General features: G+C 70.8%; 23 protein-coding genes. 12 read left to right on the top strand and 11 right to left on the bottom strand.

What is annotated here, in order from left to right; all coding sequences use genetic code 11:
* Positions 1 to 289: 289 nt before the first annotated feature.
* Positions 290 to 874, bottom strand: a complete 585-nt coding sequence (locus tag MKK63_RS06700; protein WP_243999924.1) for a thermonuclease family protein — start codon at positions 872 to 874, stop codon at positions 290 to 292.
* Positions 875 to 985: 111 nt separating this feature from the next.
* On the opposite strand from MKK63_RS06700, the gene MKK63_RS06695 reads away from it, so the two are divergent.
* The 3 genes from MKK63_RS06695 to MKK63_RS06685 are packed head-to-tail and all read left to right on the top strand — an operon-like array spanning position 986 to position 3303.
* Positions 986 to 1288: a PepSY domain-containing protein gene (locus MKK63_RS06695; RefSeq protein ID WP_243999922.1), complete on the top strand. Its 303-nt coding sequence runs from the start codon at positions 986 to 988 to the stop codon at positions 1286 to 1288.
* 15 nt (positions 1289 to 1303) lie between these two features.
* Positions 1304 to 1972: a response regulator transcription factor gene (locus tag MKK63_RS06690; protein WP_243999936.1), complete on the top strand. Its 669-nt coding sequence runs from the start codon at positions 1304 to 1306 to the stop codon at positions 1970 to 1972.
* Entirely contained in the window at positions 1969 to 3303 is a 1335-nt protein-coding gene (locus MKK63_RS06685) for a sensor histidine kinase (RefSeq protein ID WP_243999919.1), read from the top strand. Before MKK63_RS06690 ends, MKK63_RS06685 begins: the two co-directional genes overlap by 4 nt.
* A 16-nt stretch (positions 3304 to 3319) precedes the next feature.
* On the opposite strand, the gene cysC is transcribed toward MKK63_RS06685, so the two are convergent.
* The 7 genes from cysC to MKK63_RS06650 all read right to left on the bottom strand — a co-directional run bounded on the left by cysC (position 3320) and on the right by MKK63_RS06650 (position 8654).
* Positions 3320 to 3793, bottom strand: a complete 474-nt coding sequence (gene cysC / locus MKK63_RS06680; protein WP_409564479.1) for an adenylyl-sulfate kinase — start codon at positions 3791 to 3793, stop codon at positions 3320 to 3322.
* A gap of 315 nt (positions 3794 to 4108) precedes the next feature.
* On the bottom strand, positions 4109 to 5230 hold the full coding sequence (locus MKK63_RS06675) for a hypothetical protein (protein ID WP_243999917.1): 1122 nt from the start codon (positions 5228 to 5230) through the stop codon (positions 4109 to 4111).
* Between the two features lie 287 nt (positions 5231 to 5517).
* Entirely contained in the window at positions 5518 to 6222 is a 705-nt protein-coding gene (gene metW / locus MKK63_RS06670; protein ID WP_243999915.1) for a methionine biosynthesis protein MetW, read from the bottom strand.
* A gap of 8 nt (positions 6223 to 6230) precedes the next feature.
* The gene (locus MKK63_RS06665) at positions 6231 to 7436 is read right to left on the bottom strand and encodes a homoserine O-acetyltransferase (RefSeq protein WP_243999912.1); all 1206 of its coding nucleotides are present in this window, start codon (positions 7434 to 7436) and stop codon (positions 6231 to 6233) included.
* Between the two features lie 353 nt (positions 7437 to 7789).
* Positions 7790 to 7969: a hypothetical protein gene (locus tag MKK63_RS06660; protein WP_243925818.1), complete on the bottom strand. Its 180-nt coding sequence runs from the start codon at positions 7967 to 7969 to the stop codon at positions 7790 to 7792.
* 77 nt (positions 7970 to 8046) lie between these two features.
* Positions 8047 to 8214 (bottom strand): hypothetical protein, encoded by a 168-nt coding sequence (locus tag MKK63_RS06655; RefSeq protein WP_243999910.1) that lies wholly within the window; start codon positions 8212 to 8214, stop codon positions 8047 to 8049.
* A gap of 143 nt (positions 8215 to 8357) precedes the next feature.
* A complete protein-coding gene (locus MKK63_RS06650; protein WP_243999908.1) occupies positions 8358 to 8654 on the bottom strand; it encodes a hypothetical protein in 297 nt (98 codons plus the stop codon).
* A gap of 165 nt (positions 8655 to 8819) precedes the next feature.
* On the opposite strand from MKK63_RS06650, the gene MKK63_RS06645 reads away from it, so the two are divergent.
* Both MKK63_RS06645 and MKK63_RS06640 read left to right on the top strand, forming a co-directional pair.
* Entirely contained in the window at positions 8820 to 9935 is a 1116-nt protein-coding gene (locus MKK63_RS06645) for a pyridoxal phosphate-dependent aminotransferase (RefSeq protein ID WP_243999906.1), read from the top strand.
* Complete coding sequence (locus tag MKK63_RS06640; protein ID WP_243999904.1) at positions 9928 to 10869, top strand: prephenate/arogenate dehydrogenase family protein; 942 nt, start codon at positions 9928 to 9930, stop codon at positions 10867 to 10869. Before MKK63_RS06645 ends, MKK63_RS06640 begins: the two co-directional genes overlap by 8 nt.
* 13 nt (positions 10870 to 10882) lie before the next feature.
* On the opposite strand, the gene msrA is transcribed toward MKK63_RS06640, so the two are convergent.
* Positions 10883 to 11599 (bottom strand): peptide-methionine (S)-S-oxide reductase MsrA, encoded by a 717-nt coding sequence (gene msrA, locus MKK63_RS06635; protein WP_243999901.1) that lies wholly within the window; start codon positions 11597 to 11599, stop codon positions 10883 to 10885.
* 301 nt (positions 11600 to 11900) lie between these two features.
* On the opposite strand from msrA, the gene MKK63_RS06630 reads away from it, so the two are divergent.
* From MKK63_RS06630 to trpB, 3 genes are all read left to right on the top strand, one after another.
* On the top strand, positions 11901 to 12296 hold the full coding sequence (locus tag MKK63_RS06630; protein ID WP_243999899.1) for a type II toxin-antitoxin system RelE/ParE family toxin: 396 nt from the start codon (positions 11901 to 11903) through the stop codon (positions 12294 to 12296).
* Positions 12265 to 12591 (top strand): helix-turn-helix domain-containing protein, encoded by a 327-nt coding sequence (locus MKK63_RS06625; protein ID WP_409564478.1) that lies wholly within the window; start codon positions 12265 to 12267, stop codon positions 12589 to 12591. Before MKK63_RS06630 ends, MKK63_RS06625 begins: the two co-directional genes overlap by 32 nt.
* A 125-nt stretch (positions 12592 to 12716) precedes the next feature.
* The gene (gene trpB, locus MKK63_RS06620) at positions 12717 to 13958 is read left to right on the top strand and encodes a tryptophan synthase subunit beta (protein ID WP_243999896.1); all 1242 of its coding nucleotides are present in this window, start codon (positions 12717 to 12719) and stop codon (positions 13956 to 13958) included.
* Positions 13959 to 14258: 300 nt separating this feature from the next.
* Here trpB and MKK63_RS06615 read toward each other — a convergent pair whose 3' ends face one another.
* A complete protein-coding gene (locus MKK63_RS06615; protein ID WP_243999894.1) occupies positions 14259 to 14834 on the bottom strand; it encodes a helix-hairpin-helix domain-containing protein in 576 nt (191 codons plus the stop codon).
* A gap of 101 nt (positions 14835 to 14935) precedes the next feature.
* On the opposite strand from MKK63_RS06615, the gene MKK63_RS06610 reads away from it, so the two are divergent.
* Both MKK63_RS06610 and MKK63_RS06605 read left to right on the top strand, forming a co-directional pair.
* Positions 14936 to 16780 carry an ABC transporter ATP-binding protein gene (locus MKK63_RS06610; RefSeq protein WP_243999892.1) on the top strand — a complete coding sequence of 615 codons (1845 nt, stop codon included), beginning with the start codon at positions 14936 to 14938 and terminating at the stop codon, positions 16778 to 16780.
* A 142-nt stretch (positions 16781 to 16922) separates the two neighbouring features.
* Positions 16923 to 17858, top strand: a complete 936-nt coding sequence (locus MKK63_RS06605) for a cell envelope integrity EipB family protein (RefSeq protein WP_243999890.1) — start codon at positions 16923 to 16925, stop codon at positions 17856 to 17858.
* Between the two features lie 365 nt (positions 17859 to 18223).
* Here MKK63_RS06605 and MKK63_RS06600 read toward each other — a convergent pair whose 3' ends face one another.
* On the bottom strand, positions 18224 to 18520 hold the full coding sequence (locus MKK63_RS06600) for a DUF3572 domain-containing protein (protein ID WP_243999888.1): 297 nt from the start codon (positions 18518 to 18520) through the stop codon (positions 18224 to 18226).
* 80 nt (positions 18521 to 18600) lie between these two features.
* Here MKK63_RS06600 and MKK63_RS06595 point away from each other — a divergent pair, with 80 nt between their 5' ends.
* Together MKK63_RS06595 and MKK63_RS06590 are read left to right on the top strand one after the other, a co-directional pair.
* Positions 18601 to 18972: a response regulator gene (locus tag MKK63_RS06595; protein ID WP_007560977.1), complete on the top strand. Its 372-nt coding sequence runs from the start codon at positions 18601 to 18603 to the stop codon at positions 18970 to 18972.
* Between the two features lie 130 nt (positions 18973 to 19102).
* Positions 19103 to 20476, top strand: coding sequence for a PleD family two-component system response regulator (locus MKK63_RS06590; RefSeq protein ID WP_243999886.1), 1374 nt, complete (start codon positions 19103 to 19105; stop codon positions 20474 to 20476).
* Positions 20477 to 20478 lie beyond the last annotated feature (2 nt).

Below are 20478 nucleotides of genomic sequence, written 5' to 3'. Positions count from 1 at the left end.
GGGTGAACAGCGCTGCCAGGAGGGCGGTGTGGGTTCGGCGTCTCACGGCACCCCCGCGAGTCGTCGGCGAGGCGGGCTTAGCGGACCAACCGGGCTGCATCCGGGAGCGTTCCCCGGCGTGCGAGCTCTGGGATCACGGATCCCAAGGGGCCATGCCCTTTAGCGGGGTGTCGGGGCACGGCCCCGATATAGGGTTCCGCCCGAACCCAGCAAGGCACTGCGCTGCACCCGCGAAAGGGCTCGCCCTTTCGAAACCCCGATCGTCCCGGAACGAAGAGCATCGATGGCGTCAGCCCGCGATGTGCAACCCCGCCGCGGCGCGACGGCCGCGGCGCTCGGCCGGGTCTTGGAACACCCCCGACCACAGGCCGAGGCGCCGTCCCCAGGCCCGGTCGGCCGCCGCCGCATAGGCGGGCGCGGCGTCGCGCTCGGGCACGGCGAGACCGTGGGCCACCATCCAGACACCGAGATCCTCATCGCCGATCCGGCACAGCGCCACGACCGTCTCCCCACCGCCCCGCGGCTCGCAGGCGACCGCCGCCTCGCCGATACGGTCGGCGAGCGCCCGGGCGGCGTCCCGGCCGCAGGCATAGGTCCGGTCCTGCGCGTCCGAGCAGGTCTGGCCGGCATCCGGCGCGACGATGCCGGACAGGCTGACCTGACGCGCGCCGACACGGAGGGTGCCCCCGTCGATCACCTGGGCGGGGCCCTGAAGGACCTCGCCGGCCCGGGCGGGTGTATGCCCGGCGAGGCCGCCGGCCAGGAGCACCGCCAACAGCGGCAGGCGCGACCGGCCGGCCTTGTCGTCCGGGCAGAGGAGAGTGCCGGCGACACCGGCCGCGCAGGCGAGGAGGGCACCGAGGATCAGCGACATGGTTTCAGGTCTCCGGACGGGGTATGGGCCCCTTGTGCCGAAGCCCAGCCCCGCGATCCTGACGGCGCCTGTCAGTCTCCCGTCAGGGGAAGCGCGCTACCGCGTACCCGCATGAATGCCCGCCGCACCGCCTCGCTTTGCCTGCTCGCCGTCCTCGCAGGCGCACCCGCATCCGCCTCCGAGGACGCCGACCGCGCCCGTCAGGCCCTGGAGAAGGGCGAGATCCGCCCCCTCGACGAGATCCTGCACGCCGCCCGCGAAGCGGTGCCGGGCGACGTCGTATCGGTCGATCTGAAGCGCGACGACGGGCGTTGGCGCTACAAGCTGCGCATCCTCGGCGCCGACGGGAAGCGCCGGACCGTCAAGGTCGATGCCGGCTCGGCCAAGATCCTGGACGACGACGACGATGATTGAGTGGCAGGGTCATCCGTGCGCGTCCTGATCGTCGAGGATGAGCCGCGCATCGCCGCCGACATCCGGCAGGGCCTGGAGCGGGCCGGCTATGTCGCCGACGTGGTGGCGGACGGGGAGGCTGCGTGGTTCCGGGCCGAGACCGAGCCCTACGACGCCATGGTGCTCGATCTCGGCCTGCCGCGCCTCGACGGGCTCGGGGTGCTGCGGCGGCTGCGGGCCGCCGACGTCGCGCTGCCGGTGCTGATCCTCACCGCCCGCGACGGCTGGCGCGAGCGCGTCGAGGGCATCGATGCCGGGGCCGACGACTACCTCGTCAAGCCGTTCCGCATGGAAGAGCTGGTGGCGCGGCTCCGGGCGATCCTCAGGCGCACCGCCGGCCATGCCTCGCCAATCCTGCGCGCGGGCGCCGTGGAGCTCGACACCCGGACCCGGGCGGTCAGCGTCGATGGCCGCCCGACCGAATTGACCGCCCTGGAATACCGGCTCCTGGCGTTCCTGCTGCACCGGCCGGGGCAGGTGGTGCCGGCGGGCGAGCTGCTCGACCACCTCCACGGAGTCGGCACCGAGCGCGAGGCGAATGCCCTTGAGGCGCTGCTCACCCGCCTGCGCCGCAAGCTCGGCCCGGGGGTGATCGAGACGCGGCGCGGTCAGGGCTACTGCGTCCCGGCCGCGGACGGCCCGTGAGCCGGGATTCGCTCCGCCTCCGGCTCGGCCTCGCGGCGGCGGCCTTGATCGCCCTGGCGCTCCTGCTCGCCGGGATCGGGTTGACCGTGATCCTCGACCGGGTGCTCGACGCGCGCACCGCCGACGGCCTCGACCGGACCGCCAAGCTGATCGCCGGCCGGGTCACCCTCGCCCCGGACGGGAGCCCGGCCCTCTCCCGGGAGCCACCCGACCCACGCTTCGCCACGCCCTATGGCGGCCTGTACTGGCAGGCGGAGGCGGGATCCCACGTCCTGCGGTCGCGCTCGCTCTGGGACAAGAGCCTAGAATTGGGCAAGGCGGACGCGGCCGGCACCATCGACGCGACCGGGCCGGACGGCGGCCGGCTCATCGCGGTGATCCAGCCCCTCACGATCGGGCCGAGCGGCGCCGAGACCGATCTGCGGGTGATCGTGGCCGAGGATCGGCGCAACCTCGCGGCGAGTCGGACGACCTTCCTGCGCCTGCTCGTCCCGGGGCTCGTCGCCCTGTTCGTCGTGCTGACGCTGGCGATGGCGCTGTTCGTGCGCCGGGCGCTGGCACCATTCCGGCTGCTGCAATCGGATCTCCTGGCGGTCCATGCCGGGACCCGGACACGGCTGCCGGAGCATTTCCCCGACGAGGTCCGGCCGCTGGTCGCCGACCTCAACCAGCTGCTCGACGCGCAGGAGCGGGCCCTGATCCGCGCCCGGGACGCGGCCGCCGACATGGCCCACGGCCTCAAGACGCCGCTCGCGGTGCTCGACGCCCTGGCGCGCCGGACCGGACCCGCCGATCCGACCCTCTCGGCCGAGATCGCCGAGCAGGCGCGGGCGATGGGCGGGCAGGTCGAGCGGGCGCTCGCCCGGGCACGGATTGCCGCCTCCGGCGATCTCCGGCGGCGCTCCTGCCGGGTGGCCCCGGTGGCGGAGCGGCTCATCGCGACGATGCGCCGGCTGCCGGAGGGGGATTCCCTCGACTGGGCGGTGTCGGTTCCAGAGGCGCTCACTTATCCGGGGGAGGAGGGTGAGCTGATGGAGGTGCTGGGCAACCTTCTCGACAACGCGCGGAAATGGGCCCACCGCCGCGTGCGGATCACCGGGCAGACGGAAGCCGGGCGCCAGTGCCTTGCCGTCGAGGATGACGGCCCCGGCATGAGCTCAGCGGCGATCGCCGGCATCGGCCGCGGCCAGCGCTGGGACGAGACCCGGCCGGGGACCGGCTTCGGCATCGCCATCGCCCGGGACGTCGCCGAGGCCGCGGGGGCGCATCTGGAGTTCGGGCGCTCGGAGCTGGGGGGCCTGCGGGCCGCGCTGCGCTGGCCGGGCCTGTAGGGCGGCCCTCGACCGCTCACCGCCTCGGCTTCTCCCTGCCCTCGACCGGCCGGCTGAGGCGCATGAGCAGTGCACTCAAGGTCCGGGCGCAGGCCTGCGTCGTGCGGCCATCCGTGGCGATGGTCAGGTCCGGCCGCTCAGGCGCCTCATAAGGGGCCGAGATCCCGGTGAAGTCCGGAATCCGGCCGGCCCGGGCCAGACGGTACAGGCCCTTCGGATCGCGGGCCTCGCACAGGCCGAGGGGCGTGTCGACGAACACCTCCACGAACGGGATGTCCCCGGCGATCCGCCGGGCCAGCGCCCTGTCGGCGCGGTAGGGCGAGATCAGAGAGACGATCACCACCGAGCCCGCCTCGGCCATCAGCCGCGCCACCTCGGCGGTGCGGCGGACGTTCTCGGACCGGTCCGGCGCCGTGAAGGTCAGGTCGGCGTTCAGCCCGTGGCGGAGGTTGTCGCCATCAAGGACCGCGCTGTGCCGGCCGCCTGCCACCAGCGTCCGGTCGGCCGCCGCCGCAAGGGTCGACTTGCCGGGCCCCCGACAGACCCGTCAGCCACGCGATGACCGGACCCTGGCCGAGGCGCGCCCACCGCTCCTCCCGGGGCTGAAGGTGGTGCCATGTCACGCGGCTCCGAGGGGCGCCGGTCGGGATCTTCTGCAAGACGCACATATCCATCGCCCAGAGCATCGTCCCGAAAGGTGGTTGTCGGCTTTCGGGGAAAAGAGGATGCGAGAAAACGACCTGGAGCATCGTCCGCGGCCGCGGCTGCCAGTTTCCGAACATCGCGAGGGAGGGGCCGAGCCGCGTCAGGGCACACGCCACGCCGGGTATCCGACCGCGTCGCCGAGGCGCTCCTTGAAGTCCTCCAGCAGGTAGGCCGCCCGGCGGCGCCACGTGGGGGACGGCCGGAAGGCGACGTGATCCATCGCCGCCCGTGCCATTGCGGCGACCAGGGCCTCCGTCTCCGGGACGACCGGCCGGGCGGCGAGCTCGTTCGGGGATGCGGCCGGCGCGGTCTCGATGACCGTATCCCAGGGCCGACCCCAGCACGCGGCGGCGAAGCCCTCGTTGGCGGCGGCGTAGCGCGCCGCGACCTGGGCCAGTCCCTCCGGCGCGTCGCCACGGAACCGTTCCGGATCCAGCCCCCGCGTCCACGCCCAGCGATCGAGGACATGGCCGAGCTGCCGCGGATGCCCGATCACCTGCCGGTGCACGCCGTCCCGGTACAGGCGGCGCGCGGCTTCGACGGCGAGCGGCCCCGAACTGCGGTTGGTCCGGTATTCGAGGTCGGCCGGGGTCAGCAGCGGCGCCAAGCGATCGCGCAAGCCGAGGTCGCCGATCAGCCGCGCGAGCAGCGGCGCGTCCGACCGGCGGTCGCGGAACGGCACGGCGGTCACGCGGCCCTGGGAAGCCCGCCGCCATGCCTCCAGCAGCGCACCGTAATCGTAGCGCCCGGAGGCGCCCTCGACGCCCAGAAATCCCCGGAAGGTGCGGCCCTCGGAGACGACCTGGGCCCGCAGGGCGTAGGCGGACGCCAGTTGCTCGGCCTGCGGCTTGACGACCAGGGCCGTCTCCAGGGCGAAGCCATGCCGCGCGCAGATCTCGGCCAGGATCTCCGGGATGCGCCAGCGAGCCCGCTGCACGGCGAAATCCTCGTAGGAGAGGATCAGCGTATCCGCCCGGGTCGTGGCAAGGGCCTCGTCGAGCCGCGCGAGGCCGGCGCGGCGCTCAGCCTCGGGACGGCGCCGGTCGAGCCCCTGGCCGAGCCGGTGGTGGTTGACGTCGAGGCTTTCCGGAGCGCCCGGGGGAGCGAGCTTCGGATAGCAGATCCCGACGGCGTCAAGGCGCGGACGCAGCCTCGCCAACACCTCTTGGAACGAGGTGGAGCCGGTCCGCGGCATCCCGATATGGATGATTGCGCGTCGCACGTGTCCTGTCGACCCTGTTGGATTCTACGATCCCGACCGGTGTCGGCGCGACAGAGCACAGTCCACGCGCGACGCGCGGACGTGAGTATCCAGACACACAGCCAAGTAGATCCGTAATCACGGTCCGATCACGGGAACGCGACCAGAAATAGCCAAGCTCCGTTTCTGGTCTATTTCAGGACATGTCGCGGATGGATACCGGCCAAACGGCGCGGAGCCGTCGATCCGCTTCGATGGGCTCGCTTCGTCCGATGCCGACGCGGGCGATCGTCCCTCGGGATGGCGCCCTAGCGTCCGGCCTCGGCGCCGTCGCGGCGGAGCAGGAACACCCCCTGCGCGCCGAACAGGTTCCACACCCACCAGGGCATCGAGAACCGCATCGGCCGGCCGCGGGCGTTGAGCGCGGTCGCGTGCTCGATCCGGGCGCCGATCAGCCGGCAGAGCCCGACGAAATCGCGGATCGTGCAATGGTGGATGTTCGGGGTCTCCCACCACGCGTCCGGCATGATCTCGGTGACCGGCATGCGCCCGCGCAGGGCGAGTTCCGACCGGACCCGCCAATGCCCGAAATTCGGGAACGAGATGATCACCTGCCGTCCGATCCGCAGCAGGTGCTCCAGCACCACCCGCGGATTGCGGGTCGCCTGGATGGTCTGGGACAGGACCACCACGTCGAAAGCGCCGTCCGGATAATTGGCGAGGTCGGTGTCGGCGTCGCCCTGGATCACAGAGAGGCCCCGGGCGAGGCAGGCATTCACCCCCTCCCGGGTCAGCTCGATCCCGCGGCCGTCGATGCCCCGCCGGTCGCGCAGGAGCGCCAGCAACGAGCCGTCGCCGCAGCCGATGTCGAGGACCCGGGCGCCCGCCGGGACGAGGCCGAGCACCACGAGGTGGTCGACCCGGGGCGCGGCGCCCTCCCCGGCATGGGGGAGGGCGTCCGCGCCCTCCCAGGGCGCGCCGTGGACGGTCTGTCCGAGCGGGAGCCTGTCCACCGTGCCGGTCACAGGCCGCGCGCCCGGGCTGCAGCGTCGATGAAGCCGCGGGCGGCGGAGAACATCGCCGGCTCGTCGAGCAGGAAGGCGTCGTGGCCTTTGTCGCTCTCGACCTCCACGAAGGCGACCGGCGCCGCGGCGGCGTTCAGCGCGTGGACGATCGCCCGGGATTCCCGGGTGGGGAACAGCCAGTCGGAGGTGAAGGAGATCACGCAAAAGCGGGTCTTCGTTCCGCGGAACGCATTGGCGAGCACGCCGCCATGGTCCTCGGCGAGGTCGAAATAGTCCATCGCCCGGGTGAGGTAGAGGTAGGCGTTGGCGTCGAACCGCTCGACGAAGCTCAGGCCCTGGTGGCGCAGGTAGCTCTCGATCTGGAAATCGGCGTTGAACGAGAAGGTCGGCGCCGAGCCGCCCTGGAAGCGGCGGCCGAACTTCCGGTGCAGGGCCGGCTCGGAGAGATACGTGATGTGCGCGCCCATCCGGGCGACGCCGAGCCCCTTGGCGGGGCGCGTGCCCTCTTCGAGGTAGCGCCCGTCGGCCCAGGCGGGATCCGCCATGATCGCCTGCCGGCCGACCTCGTGGAACGCGATGTTCTGTGCCGAGTGGCGGGGCCCCGTGGCGATCGGCATCGCGGCGAAGACGCGCTCGGGATAGAGCGCCGCCCATTGCAGCACCTGCATCCCGCCCATCGAGCCGCCGATGCACAGGAACAGGTCCCGCACGCCGAGATGCTCCAGCAGCATCAGTTGGGCACGGACCATGTCGCGGATCGTCACCAGCGGGAAGTTCAGCCCGTAGGGCCGGCCCGTCGCCGGGTCGATCGAAGCCGGGCCGGTGGAGCCCATGCAGGAGCCGATGACGTTCGAGCAGATCACGAAGTAGCGGTCCGTGTCGATCGGCTTGCCGGGGCCGACCAGCGTCTCCCACCAGCCGCCCTTGCCGGTGACCGGATGGGTGTGGGCGAAATACTGATCGCCCGTGAGCGCGTGGCAGATCAGCACCGCGTTCGAACGCGCGGCGTTGAGGGTGCCGGCGGTCTGGTAGGCGATCTGGAACGGCGCGAGTTCGACGCCCGCATCGGTGAGGAGCGGCCGGTCCGTACCGAAGCAAGCGACCGGGCTCTTCGGGTCGAGCGCCTGCGAGCGCTCGGAGGCGCGCCGGGTCGGCTCGTCGATCGGGTCCGGCCGCAGGGCCGTGTCCGGTTGGGTGTCCATGGCGGGTCTTGACGACCGTGTCTCTGAGCGGGTCCGGACCGGGAGAGCACGGTTTCGCCTGACGCGCCGCCCTCGCCCGATGCGGCCAGCGAGGGTTCGGAGGTAATGCGCGGGGCGGCCAGCGTCAACGCGCCCCGTCGGTGCGGCTTTACCGACCGGCCAGCCGTGGCCGATGCCAGGGCCTGCCGGACCCGCATCCAGGCGGGCTCGACCATGCAGGACGCGCCGTTCCGGACGAAGTCGAAAAACTGGCTCATATCCCCCTCCGTCCTCTGATGACGAAGGTCTAGATCGGGCCGCCACGCGTCGCCGTGTGGTCGATCGCGTGCGGCCCCGCGGGCGCTGCCCCCGGCTCAGGCGATCGGCGCGGCCATCAGCGCCAGCCCCAGGGCCGGCAATGCGACCGCGAGGGCGGCCCGGGCATCGAGACGGTCGGCGCCGACTCCGGCCCACCAGTGCCGGCTCGCCGCGCTCTCGATCAGGATCCCGGCCAGCACGAGGGCACAGCCGGCCAGAGCCTGTAGCGAAACCATCAAGACCTCATCCCGCCGCCAGCCATCACCCGGCCGTCGAACCCGGGGGTGAAGTCCATCCGATGGCCGACGGTTCCTCAGCGGATCGCCGCCGCGCAGGCGGCGAAGACCAGGGCTGCGCCGGCCACGGTGATGCAGCCGTTGGCCCAGGGCGCCGCTTCCACGCGCCGGAGGCGGCAATCTGCAGCGACCGAGGTGAGGATCCCGATCAGGAACAGGCTGCAGGGGATCAGGTCACCGGGCATTCTCGATCCATCCACGCATATGCCGGGCGCGGCACGCCCGTTGCGCCCTGTCTCAAGGTTCAACAGGCCGAAACGTGGCGCGTGCCCCGCGGCATTTGCGCGTCGCCGGTTTTGCCGCGGCGGGCACGGAGGGACGATCGCCGTCAGAGCTTGGCTTGCGCGGGCCCCGTGTCGAAATCCTCCGGCCCCATATCCAGCAGGTCGTTGGGTGTGTCGGTCCGGTCGTAGGCGCGGCTGGCGGCCGCCTCGATTGCCGCCTGGTTGCGGGCGAACAGGTCGAGGGGTGCCCCATCGGCGCCCGCGCCGAAATGCTCACGCAGCACCGGGATCGGCACGTCGATGCCGATCACCCGCGCGCCGTCGGTCATGGCGAAGCGGATCAGGCTGTCGTCGGCGGGCAGGATGTGGGCGCCGCCGTCCAGGTAGCGTGTGAGGGGCATGGCTCGGTCCTTTGCGGTCCAGTGACATCGAGCAGATAGGGCGGTGCGGGGTGGGCATGGAGCCGCGAACCTACGACGGCGAGCGGGCCTGGGTTCACCGGCAAAGGAAATGTTGTAGACGGGCGCGAACCGTCATCCGCACCGCGCATCCCGAGTCGCCCCGCAATGTCCGCCCCCCAACCCGCCCGCCCGGAACCGCGCCCCGGAGTCCTGGCGATCGACACCTACGTGCCCGGCAAGAGCGGGCGGCCCGGCGGCGGCACGGTCTACAAGCTCTCGTCCAACGAGACGCCGCTCGGCCCGAGCCCGGCGGCGCTGGCCGCACTCCACGCGGCGACCGCCAGGCTGGAGACCTATCCGGACGGGCGCGCCACGGCCCTGCGCACCGCGATCGCCAAGCGCTACGGGCTCGATCCCGAGCGGATCGTCTGCGGCTCGGGATCGGATGAATTGCTCTCGCTTCTGGCCTACGCGTATGGCGGGCCGGGGACCGAGGGCATCTACTCGGAGCATGGCTTCCTGGTCTACCGGATCGCCATCCTGGCCTCTGGCGCCGAGCCCGTGGTGGCGCCCGAGCGCGACTTCACCACCGATGTGGACGCGATCCTGGCCCGGGTCACGGAGCGGACCCGGATCGTCTACGTCACGAATCCCAGCAACCCGACCGGCACCTACCTGCCGTTCGACGAGATCCGCCGCCTGCACGCCAGCCTGCCGCCGCAGGTGCTGCTGGTGATCGACGGCGCCTATGCCGAGTACGTGCGGGCGAACGACTACTCGGCCGGGCTGGAACTCGCGCTGGAATCCGAGAACGTCGTGATGACCCGGACCTTCTCGAAGATCCACGGGCTGGCCGCCGTGCGGATCGGCTGGATGGTGGCGCCGGCCCATGTCGTGGACGCGGTCAACCGGATCCGGGGTCCGTTCAACGTCTCCGGGCTGGCCATCGCCGCGGGCTCGGCCGCCATCGCGGACGAGGCGCATATGGCCTCTGCCGCCGCCCACAACGCCGAGTGGCTGCCCAAGCTCACCGAGGGCGCCCGGGCGCTCGGCCTCACGGTCACGCCCAGCGTGGCGAATTTCGTGCTGATCCACTTCCCCGACGAACCGGGCCGCTCGGCCGCGGATGCGGACGCGTTCCTGACCGAACGTGGGCTGATCACCCGGCGCGTCACCGCCTACGGCCTGCCGAACGCCCTGCGGGTGACGGTGGCGAGCGCGGAGGCGAACACGGCCTTCCTGGCGGCGCTGGGCGACTTCGTGCGGGGCCTGCATGCCTGAGACCTCCCCGGCCGAGGCCCCTCTCGGCCGCCTCGCCATCGTCGGCCTCGGGCTGATCGGCTCCTCGATCGCCCGAGCGGCGCGGCGCTACGGCCTCGCCCGCACGATCGTGGCTTTGGACCGCGACCCGGCCGTGCGCGCGCGGGTCCGAGAACTGGGCATCGCCGACATCGTCACCGGCGACCCGGCGGAGGGCGCGGCTGAGACCGACCTCGTGATCCTGTGCGTGCCGGTCGGCGCCATCGGCGCGGCGGCGGCCGAACTGGCGCCGCATCTCAAGCCCGGCGCGATCGTGTCGGATGTCGGCTCGGTGAAGGGTGCCGTGGTGGCGGCCATCCGCCCGCATCTGCCCCACGGCGTCGCCCTGGTCCCCGGCCACCCGATTGCGGGAACCGAGTTTTCTGGGCCGGATGCGGGTTTCGCGACCCTGTTCCAGGGCCGCTGGTGCATCCTGACTCCGCCCGAGGGCACCGACCCGGCGGCGGTCGAGATCGTCCGCGCCCTGTGGGCGGGGATGGGCGCCAATGTCGAGACGATGAGCGCCGAACACCACGACCATGTGCTGGCCATCACCAGCCACCTGCCGCACCTGATCGCCTACAACATCGTGGGCACCGCGGCGGAGCTGGAAGAGGCGACGCAATCCGAGGTGATCAAGTTCTCGGCGAGCGGATTTCGCGATTTCACCCGCATCGCCGCCTCGGACCCGACCATGTGGCGCGACATCTTCCTCAACAACCGCGAGGCGGTGCTGGAGATGCTCGGCCGGTTCAACGAGGATCTTTCGGCGCTGGCCAAGGCGGTGCGCTGGGGCGACGGTGACGCGCTGCACGCGATGTTCACCCGCACCCGCGCGATCCGGCGCAGCATCGTGGCTCAGGGCCAGGAGACCGCGGCGCCGGATTTCGGAAGGCCGCGGCCGCCGGAGGAATAGAACGCGCCGTCGCTCACGCCGGCGGGCGGTTGACCAGCACCGGCTGCGCCGCCGTCCGCTCCGGGAACAGGGCCCGCAACGCCTCCAGCTTCGGCGCGTCGTTGGCGGCAATGTAGGGATGGCCCGGATGCCGGGCCATGAAGTCCTGGTGGTAGCCTTCCGCCGGGTAGAACGTCGCGCCCGGCTCGATCCGGGTGGCGATCGGCTTCCCGTAGACCTTGGCGGCGTCGAGCTGGTCGAGATAGGCGCGGGCGATCCGGCCCTGCTCGGCATCCCGGGGAAATACGGCCGAGCGGTATTGCCGGCCGGTATCGGGTCCCTGCCGGTCGCGCTGGGTCGGGTCGAGGGCCACCGAGAAGAAGATCCGCAACAGCTCGTCGTAGCGGATCACGGCCGGATCGTAGGTGACCGCCACCGCCTCGGCATGGTCGGTGCCGCCACCGCTAACGGTCTTGTAATCGGCGTCGGCCTCCGTGCCCCCGGCATAGCCCGAGACCGCGCCGGTCACCCCGCGCACGTGCTGGAACACCCCCTGTACGCCCCAGAAGCAGCCGCCCGCGAACACGGCCAAGTGGGCGCCCGGCGCCTCGCCCGCCTGGGTCGCGGCCTCCGGCAGGCGGCGCGGGGCCTCCTCGGCGAAAGCCGGCAGCCGCGGCAAGAGGAATGCGGTCGCCAGGCCGAGCCCGAGGGCTGCCCCGAGGAGCGGGCGGATCGTGTCGCGAAAAGCCATGCTGTCCTCTTGCAAGCTGCGCAGATGCGTCTTGCGTATTGCGCGAGATCGTTCGCCACCGGCCGCGTCCCGGTTACGCGGGCTGCGACGCCGATACGCCACGCCGAGCCGCTGCCACCGATCGCCATCCGTCGCAGTCCAGGCCTTGAACCATGGTACGAAGGACCATAATTTCTAGACCTGTTGCTGAGGGGTGATTGAGGGATGCAGCAGCACAGGCAGACGCAAGCCTTCGGGCGCAGGACATGGGCACATCCTATGGGCACATCCTTGAGCGGGCCGCGCCCCACGAGGATGCCGCATGCGCATCTTCCTGCCGCTCGACTTCGCGAAACGAGCCGCGAAGCAGAAGGTGACCGACGACGATCTGCGCGAGGCGGTCGCTCGCGCCGAACGCGACCTGATCGATGCGCGACTCGGGCTGGCGCTGATCAAGCAGCGCATTCCGCGCGCCGGACAGGGCCGCTCCAGCGGCTTCCGCAGCATCATCGTCTACGAGCGAGGGAAGATCGCGATTTTCCTGCACCTGTTCGCCAAGAATGCCAGGGCGAACCTGACCAAGACCGAGACGCAGGTGTTCCGCGACCTCGCGGCGACCCTGGTCTGTCTCAGCGACGAGGCGCTGGAGCGGGTCGCCGCCGCGCAAAGCTGGAGACGGATCGACGATGGCGAGCCTGAAGACGCCCTATCGCAGTGACGCGCTCCGATCGGCGCACCGTATCGCCAAGGACCTTCACGCCGGCGGCGCGATCGACAAGGCGACGATGCGCCGGTTCGACCTGTCGTGCCTGACGCCGGTCGAGGAGCTGGAGCCGGAGGCGATCCGCGCCATCCGCGAGACCGCACAGATGAGCCAGGCGATCTTCGCCCGAGCCCTCAACGTGACCACGTCGCTGGTCAGCAAATGGGAACGGGGCGAGAAGAAGCCCGGCGGCCCGTCGCTGAAGCTGCTCGCCCTGGCCAGCCGGAAGGGCATCGACGCCATCCTGTGAGACCGAGCCCGGCCGCTGCGCCGTGCTCGCACAAAGGCCCGCGGGCGGCAGGCCGCATTGCGGCGGCGGCGACATGGGTCTAGGCACCCGGCAACAGATCGACCCTCGCGCGCAGGATCCGTCCCGTGACCATCGCCCCCGAGCCCAACTCCTTCCGCACCGGCCCCGACGAGCGCGGCCGCTTCGGCATCTTCGGCGGCCGCTTCGTCGCCGAGACGCTGATGCCGCTGATCCTTGAGCTGGAAGCCGCTTACGAGGCCGCGAAAATCGATCCCGCCTTCGCGGCCGACATGGCGAGCTACGGCACCCATTACATCGGCCGGCCGAGCCCGCTCTACTATGCCGAGCGCCTCACCGAGCACCTGCGCGCCAAGGCGCCGGCGGGGCAGGGGGCCAAGGTCTATTTCAAGCGCGAGGAACTGAACCATACAGGCTCACACAAGGTGAACAACGTGCTGGGCCAGATCCTGCTGGCCCGCCGGATGGGCAAGCCCAGGATCATCGCCGAGACCGGCGCCGGCCAGCACGGCGTCGCCACCGCGACGCTCTGCGCGCGTTTCGGCCTCAAGTGCATCGTCTACATGGGCGCGGTCGATGTCGCCCGGCAGGCGCCCAACGTCTTCCGCATGAAGATGCTCGGCGCCGAGGTGATTCCGGTGGAATCCGGCACCAAGACCCTCAAGGACGCGATGAACGAGGCCCTGCGCGACTGGGTCACCAACGTCGCCGACACGTTCTACTGCATCGGCACGGTGGCGGGCCCACACCCGTACCCCGCGATGGTGCGCGACTTCCAGTCGGTGATCGGCCGCGAAACCCGGGAGCAGATGATCGCCCAGGAGGGCCGGATCCCGGATTCGCTGATCGCCTGCATCGGCGGCGGCTCGAACGCCATGGGCCTGTTCCACCCGTTCCTGGACGACCGCGAGGTCGAGATCTTCGGGGTCGAGGCGGCGGGCCACGGGGTCGAGAGCGGCCTGCACGCGGCCTCGCTCACCGGCGGCAAGCCGGGCGTGCTGCACGGCAACCGCACCTACCTGCTGATGGACGGCGACGGCCAGATCGCCGACGCGCACTCGATCTCGGCGGGCCTCGACTATCCGGGCATCGGCCCCGAGCACGCGTGGCTCCACGAGATGGGCCGCGTGAAATACCTCTCGGCCACTGACTCCGAGACTCTGGAGGCGTTCAAGCTCTGCTCGATGCTGGAGGGGATCATCCCGGCCCTGGAGCCGGCCCACGCCCTGTCCAAGGTGTTCGACATCGCCCCGCAGCGCCCCGCCGAGCACCTGATGGTGCTCAACATGTCGGGCCGGGGCGACAAGGACATCCCGCAGGTCGCGGAGATCTTTGGGACGACGCTCTGAGGGCAAATCGGCCCTCGGCGTCGGACTTGCGCGATCGAGGCCCGGGTCTCTCTACCGGGCTTCGATATCGGTGGGCGGGAAATCGTCGCCCTTGTGGGCCCTGTCGACAGGCTTCGGATTCGGTCCGGCCCGTTGATGGAGTGCGCGGACGAAATCCGACGTCCCCCGGCCAGATCCTGTTTGCCGGTCCGGCGCACAGTCTCGTCCTGGAGGGCGTTGCGGGCTGCCTCCGTCTTGCGCGAGGCTGCCTTAGCGAGTGCCGAAGCCTCCTCGGTACGGTAAATCCGTACCCTCGGCCGCCTACCGCACCGTGACCTGATCCTTGATCCGCTCGTAGACCCCACGGCTGAGCACCCGCTTCGACAGCAGTTGATCCACCGACGCGTAGGGGCGCTTGGCGACGATCGCCCGACCGATGGCGCCCCCGCCCCGCAGGCGGTTGAGATCGGCGACCGAAGCGGTGTTCAGATCGACCACCGCCAGGGCCCGGGGGCCGGCGCTGTCCTCGGCCTTCTCGACCTCGGCCTGCCCGGCCGCCTCCTGCGCCTGCGGTTGAGCCGGCGCGACCGGATCGGACGGGAAGGCGGGGGCGTCGGTCGGCATCTGGCCCGGGGCAGCAGGCGCCACGGCGGTCTGGGGCGGGGTTGCGGTCTGCGAGGGAGCGCCCGGCCGCCGATCAGGCTCCGCCGCCGGGGCGGGGGCGGGCGTCTGCGGTGCCGGCTGGACGATCGCCGGTGACTCGACCACTTGAGCGGGTGGGCGCGCGGGCGGCGATACCGGCGCAGGCCCCGGCAACAGGACCTGCACCACCGCGGCGAGCAGGCCGGCGATGATGAAAAGAAGTGAAATTCTGAGGATCGCAGGTCCGCTGAGCACGCATCACTCGACGAGGTCTAAGCCACTATAATGCTACAGTTTATGCTTTTGTCGCGTATCGGCCAACCAGCCGGCGCTCTTCGGCACTGGATTACACCCCGATGACGGATCGGGCAGCCAACCCGGGCACGCGTCTCGGCGCCCTGCGCCATCTGCCGACCCTGATCCGGGAGATCGCCGCAGCGAGCCCGCGGATGCTGGCCGCAAGCCTCGTCCTGCGTCTCGTGGCGGCCTGCCTGCCGGTCCTGTCCCTGTACATTGCCAAGTTGATCCTCGACGGCATCGTGGCCGAGCACGCCCGGTCGGCGCCGATTGGCGGGATCGCCGAGTGGCTCGCCGATCCGACACGGGCGCGGCTAGCCGGTCTGGTGGCGGCCGAGTTCGGGCTCGCCCTGGCCTCGGACCTGACCGGCCGCCTTACCAACCTGACCGAGACCCTGATCGGCGACCTCTACGCCAACGCGGCCTCCCTGCGGCTGATGGCCCATGCCGCGGCGCTCGACCTCGCGCAGTTCGAGGACAGCGCCCAGCAGGACCGGCTGGAGCGGGCGCGCCGGCAGGTCAGCGGCCGGACAGGCCTGATTGGGACGGTGCTCTGGCAGTTCCAGTCGGGGGTGACCCTGGCCTCCCTGGCGGTGGGCGTGGCGGCCTTCACGCCGTGGCTGATGGTCCTGATCGCCGCCGCCCTGGTGCCGGCCGTGCTCAACGAGTGGCACTTCACCAAGGCCGGCTACCGCCTCGCGTGGTTCCGCAGCCCGGAACGGCGCCGCCTCGATTACCTGCGCTACGTGGGCGCCAGCGTCGAGACCGCCAAGGAGGTCAAGCTGTTCGGCCTCTCCCGCTACGTCACGGACCTCTACGCCGAGGTCGCCGGGCGGCTGCTCGCCGAGAACCGGAGCCTCGCCAAGGCCCGCGCCCGCTGGGGCTTCGCCTTCGCGAGCCTGGGGACGCTCGCCTATTACGTCGCCTACGCGGTGATCGTCTGGCGGACCGTGGCGGGGTCGTTTTCGGTGGGCGACCTCGCCTTCCTGGCGGGGGCCTTCCAGCGCCTGCACAGCGGCATCAAGGAGATGCTCCTCGGCTTCACCCAGATCACGAGCCAAGCGCAGTATCTCGACGATTTCTATGCCTTTTTCGAGATCCGGCCGCAGATCCGGACGGTCGCGGATCCGGCTCCGGTGCCGAGCCCGATCCGGGACGGGCTGGTCTTCGAGGATGTCGGCTACCGCTATCCCGGCACGCAGACCTGGGCGCTGCGCGGCCTGTCCTTCGCGGTGCGGGCCGGCGAGACGGTGGCGCTGGTCGGCGGCAACGGTGCCGGCAAGACCACCATCGTCAAGCTGATGACCCGGCTCTACGACCCGCACGAAGGCCGCGTGCTCCTCGACGGGGTGCCGCTGGCCGCCTACGACCTCAACGATCTGCGGGCGCGGATCGGGGCGATCTTCCAGGATTTCGTCCGCTTCGACCTCACCGCCGGCGAGAACGTCGCGGTCGGCCGCATCGAGGCCGCCGCCGACGCCGATCGCATCGCGGACGCCGCCACCCGGGGCCTCGCCGCCCCGGTGATCGAGCGCCTGCCGGAGCGCTACGCCCAGCCGCTCGGCAAGCGCTTCGCTGGCGGCCTCGACCTCTCGGGGGGCGAGTGGCAGAAGATCGCCCTGTCCCGGGCCTACATGCGCGCGGCCGAGATCCTGATCCTCGACGAGCCGACCGCCGCCCTTGATGCCCAGGCGGAGCACGACGTGTTCGCGCGGTTCCGGGAGCTCTCGGCGGGGCGCGCCGCCGTGCTGATCTCGCACCGCTTCTCCACCGTGCGCATGGCCGACCGCATCCTGGTGCTGGAGGGAGGCCGGGTGCTGGAGGAGGGGAGCCACGCCGCCCTGATGGCCCGGGGCGGCCGCTACGCCGAATTGTTCACCCTCCAGGCCGAGGGCTACCGGTAGTCCCGGGATTGCCCGATTCGCGGAGCCTGCTATCTGCCGCTGATTGAGAGCCTCTCACGAAACTCCCGCTGCGCTGTCGCGATCGGAGGGAGAACGCCCGGTGCCCGGGCGTTTTGTGAGGAGCTCTGAACCGAGGTCACCCATGCGCCTGCGCCTCCATCGCCTGCTGACGGCCGGCCTTCTCGTCTCCGCCTGGAGCGCGCAGGCGGCCCCCGTCGTCTCCGAGCCGCCTACCCCCGAGCCCGGGGCGCCCGCTCAGGCTTCGCCGCAGCCTCCGGCCTCGGCTCCAGGGATCGTGCTCGCCAATCACCGGGCCGTCTACGACCTGACGCTCGACGAAGGCGGCAACAGCCGTTCGGTCGAGAGTGCCCGCGGGCGCATCGTCATCGATTTCCGGGGGGATTCCTGCCGCGGCTACACGATGCTGACCCGGCAGGTGACGGAACTGACCTCCGGCGAGACCGGCCCACGCCTGTCCGACATGCGCAGCACCACCTTCGAGGGCGGGCAGGGCCGGGAGTTCCGCTTCAAGACCACGACGCTGACCAACAACCAGCCCGCCGCCCCGGTGGACGGGACCGCCACCGACCAGGGCAACGCCGTCACGGTGAAGCTGAAGGGCGCGCCCAAGCCCTTCACCGTGGACGGTCCGGTTCTGTTCCCGAGCGAGCACATGCGGCGCCTGATCGAGGCGGCGCGGGCGGGCCAATCGACGCTTTCGGTGAAGGTCTTCGACGGCTCCGACGACGGCAAGAAGATCTACGACACCTTCGCGGTGATCGGTCACACGGGGACGGGTCCGGCGCCGGCCTCGGGCTCCAACCGGGACAAACCCCTGCGCCAAGGGGCGATCGCCAGCATGCCGCACTGGCCGGTGCGCCTGAGCTACTACACGGAGGGCGTTGGCGAGCGTACGCCGATCTACACGCTCGGCTTCGATCTCTACGAGAACGGCGTGAGCGGCGCGCTCAAGCTCGATTACGGCGACTTCGCCATCCTGGGCGACATGACCACCCTCGACATCGACGCCGCGGCAGGGAAGGGCGATAAGGACGCGGGGAAGGGCTGCACGCCCTGAGGACGGGTATGCGGCTCTACCTCCCCCGCTGCGGGCTACGATGCTCACAAATCTTCGGTGCCCACCGGCGTCGATGAAGGTGCGCAACCTGCCCCCTCTCCCGAGCGGGCTAACGGATGCACACATCGGGTTCGGGATCGTCGTGCGGTTGCCAAGTGAGGCGGCCCGGCTGGCTCATGCGCCCTCCCTCCCCCGCAAAGGGGGGAGGGAGAGGCGCGGAGCTGCCTTCGTCTCTCCCAGGGCGATGTGTGCATCCGTTAGCCCGAGCGGGAGAGAGGACCCGCGCTCGATCCCGAACCAGCATGTCCAAACCCGATGCGTGAATCCGCAAGCCCCTGCGGGAGGGGTCTGCGCGAAGCCGTGCCTCACGCCCACTCGTCATCCGGCCTCGGCGACAGCCGCTGCCACGCCGCGGCGATGCGTTCGGGCTTCACCTCGAGCGCCCGTGCACAGGCCAGCAGCACGTTCTCGTCGCCCATCACGTGGTCGAGGACGCCCACCAGAAAGGCCGGTTCCCGGACGCTCGCCCGTAGGGAATCGAGGCCGAGTCCCGTCGCCGCCAGGAACGGCAGGAGGCGGTCCTCCTCCCCCGTGATCCACAGCAGAACGTCGAGGGCGAGCTGCTCGGCAGCTCCATCCCCTTGAAGAGGTTTGCCATTCATCAACATGTGAACGCTACAAAGGTGACGGAGGGGCTTCACCGCCCGCTAATCATGATCGGCGAGCACCGGGACAACGGATCATGAAGAAGACGGTGCTGATCGTCGAGGACAACGAGTTGAACATGAAGCTGTTCAACGACCTCCTGGAGGCGAACGGCTACGCGACGCTCAAGACCGCCCACGGCATCGAGGCGATCGAGCTGGCGCGCGCCCATCACCCCGACCTGATCCTGATGGACATCCAGCTCCCGGAAGTCTCGGGCCTCGAAGTCACCAAGTGGCTCAAGGAGGACGACGATCTCAAGTCCATCCCGGTCATCGCCATCACGGCCTTCGCCATGAAGGGCGACGAGGAGCGGATCCGCGAGGGCGGCTGCGAGGCGTACCTATCCAAGCCCATCTCGGTCGCGAAGTTTTTGGCAACGGTTCGCGCGTATCTTGAGCCGCGGTGACCCCGGAGGAGCGCACCGTTGAGGTTGCCCCCCGACCGAGCGGGGGGCAACCTCAACCGTCTGTCTCGATGCGCGGCCGTCTCCCGACCCGCCCGTCCCGGGCCGCCCTGCCACGCGTCAGCGAGGAACCATGTCGGCCCGCGTCCTGATCGTCGACGACCTGTTCCCGAACGTGAAGCTTCTGGAGACGAAGCTCGGGCTCGAATATTTCGATACCGTCGTGGCCATGAACGGCCCGGACGCGATCGCGATCTGCGAGAAGGGCCTGTGCGACCTCGTCCTGCTCGACGTGATGATGCCCGGCATGGACGGGTTCGAGGTTTGCCGCCATCTCAAGAGCAACCCGGTCACCGCCCATATCCCGGTGGTGATGGTCACGGCCCTCGATCAGCCCTCGGACCGCCTGCGCGGCCTCGACGCGGGCGCCGACGATTTCCTGACGAAGCCCGTGGACGACACCGCCCTGTTCACCCGGGTGCGCAGCCTCGTCCGCCTCAAGGCGGTGACCGACGAGCTGCGCCAGCGGGCGCTGGCATCCGCCGAATTCGGGATCGGCGATCCCCTGGCGCTGGCCGCCGCCGAGACCGGCCTCGATGCCCGGATCCTGCTGATCGAGGATCGCCCCGGCTCGGCCGAGCGCCTCGCCGGCGCCCTGCGCCAACACCATACGGTGACGATCGAGCCCGATCCGCAGGCGGCGCTGGTGCTGGCCGCCGAAGGGGGGTTCGACCTCGCTTTGGTCAGCCTCGACCTCGACGGATTCGACGGCCTGCGCCTGTGCAGCCAGCTCCGGTCGCTGGACCGGACCCGCGCCATGCCGCTGATCATGCTGGCGGAGGAGCACGACCGCGCCCGGGTGGTGCGCGGCCTCGATTTCGGCGTGCACGATTTCCTGATGCGCCCGGTCGACCGCAACGAGCTGATGGCCCGCGCCCGCACCCAGGTGAAGCGCAGGCGCTTCACCGACGCGCTCCGGGGCGCGATGCAGGCGTCGCTGCAGATGGCCGTGACCGATGCACTGACCGGGCTGCACAACCGGCGCTACCTCGACAACCATCTCGGCGCGGTGTTTTCGGAGCCGGGCCCCCGGCGGGCGGCGCTGGCCGCCCTCATCCTCGACATCGACCATTTCAAGCGGATCAACGACGGCTACGGCCACGAGGCCGGGGACGAGGTGCTGCGCGGCTTCGCCGACCGGGTCCGCCAGCACACGCGGCCGGTCGACATCGTGGCGCGCTACGGCGGCGAGGAAGTGGTGGTGATCCTGCCGGAATCCGGCCTCGCCGAGGCGCAGGCGATCGCGGAGCGCATCCGGGAGCGAGTCGAGGCCGTGCCGTTCCCGGTGCAGCGGGCGACCCGCGCCATCGGCGTGACGGTCTCGATCGGCGTCGCCGTGCGGCATGCGGACGATGCGGATCCCGGTGACATGCTCCGGCGGGCCGATCTCGCCCTCTACCGGGCCAAGGCGGCGGGGCGGAACCGGGTCGAACTCCAGGCGGCCTGAAC

The sequence above is a fragment of the Methylobacterium sp. J-088 genome (assembly GCF_022829295.1).
Taxonomy (GTDB): Bacteria; Pseudomonadota; Alphaproteobacteria; order Rhizobiales; family Beijerinckiaceae; genus Methylobacterium.
The sequence above is the reverse complement of the archived record's forward strand: the minus strand, read 5'-3'. Positions and strand labels throughout refer to the sequence as shown.

What these genes read in the sequence shown, in the direction of transcription:
- MKK63_RS06640 (WP_243999904.1), top strand. Translation starts at nt 9,928, where the DNA reads ATGCCTGAGACCTCCCCGGCCGAGGCCCCTCTCGGCCGCCTCGCCATC.
- MKK63_RS06600 (WP_243999888.1), bottom strand. Translation starts at nt 18,520, where the DNA reads ATGAATGGCAAACCTCTTCAAGGGGATGGAGCTGCCGAGCAGCTCGCC.
- MKK63_RS06630 (WP_243999899.1), top strand. Translation starts at nt 11,901, where the DNA reads ATGCGCATCTTCCTGCCGCTCGACTTCGCGAAACGAGCCGCGAAGCAG.
- MKK63_RS06695 (WP_243999922.1), top strand. Translation starts at nt 986, where the DNA reads ATGAATGCCCGCCGCACCGCCTCGCTTTGCCTGCTCGCCGTCCTCGCA.
- MKK63_RS06650 (WP_243999908.1), bottom strand. Translation starts at nt 8,654, where the DNA reads ATGCCCCTCACACGCTACCTGGACGGCGGCGCCCACATCCTGCCCGCC.
- MKK63_RS06700 (WP_243999924.1), bottom strand. Translation starts at nt 874, where the DNA reads ATGTCGCTGATCCTCGGTGCCCTCCTCGCCTGCGCGGCCGGTGTCGCC.
- MKK63_RS06665 (WP_243999912.1), bottom strand. Translation starts at nt 7,436, where the DNA reads ATGGACACCCAACCGGACACGGCCCTGCGGCCGGACCCGATCGACGAG.
- MKK63_RS06610 (WP_243999892.1), top strand. Translation starts at nt 14,936, where the DNA reads ATGACGGATCGGGCAGCCAACCCGGGCACGCGTCTCGGCGCCCTGCGC.
- MKK63_RS06590 (WP_243999886.1), top strand. Translation starts at nt 19,103, where the DNA reads ATGTCGGCCCGCGTCCTGATCGTCGACGACCTGTTCCCGAACGTGAAG.
- MKK63_RS06595 (WP_007560977.1), top strand. Translation starts at nt 18,601, where the DNA reads ATGAAGAAGACGGTGCTGATCGTCGAGGACAACGAGTTGAACATGAAG.
- msrA (WP_243999901.1), bottom strand. Translation starts at nt 11,599, where the DNA reads ATGGCTTTTCGCGACACGATCCGCCCGCTCCTCGGGGCAGCCCTCGGG.
- MKK63_RS06645 (WP_243999906.1), top strand. Translation starts at nt 8,820, where the DNA reads ATGTCCGCCCCCCAACCCGCCCGCCCGGAACCGCGCCCCGGAGTCCTG.
- MKK63_RS06625 (WP_409564478.1), top strand. Translation starts at nt 12,265, where the DNA reads ATGGCGAGCCTGAAGACGCCCTATCGCAGTGACGCGCTCCGATCGGCG.
- MKK63_RS06605 (WP_243999890.1), top strand. Translation starts at nt 16,923, where the DNA reads ATGCGCCTGCGCCTCCATCGCCTGCTGACGGCCGGCCTTCTCGTCTCC.
- MKK63_RS06660 (WP_243925818.1), bottom strand. Translation starts at nt 7,969, where the DNA reads ATGGTTTCGCTACAGGCTCTGGCCGGCTGTGCCCTCGTGCTGGCCGGG.
- MKK63_RS06655 (WP_243999910.1), bottom strand. Translation starts at nt 8,214, where the DNA reads ATGCCCGGTGACCTGATCCCCTGCAGCCTGTTCCTGATCGGGATCCTC.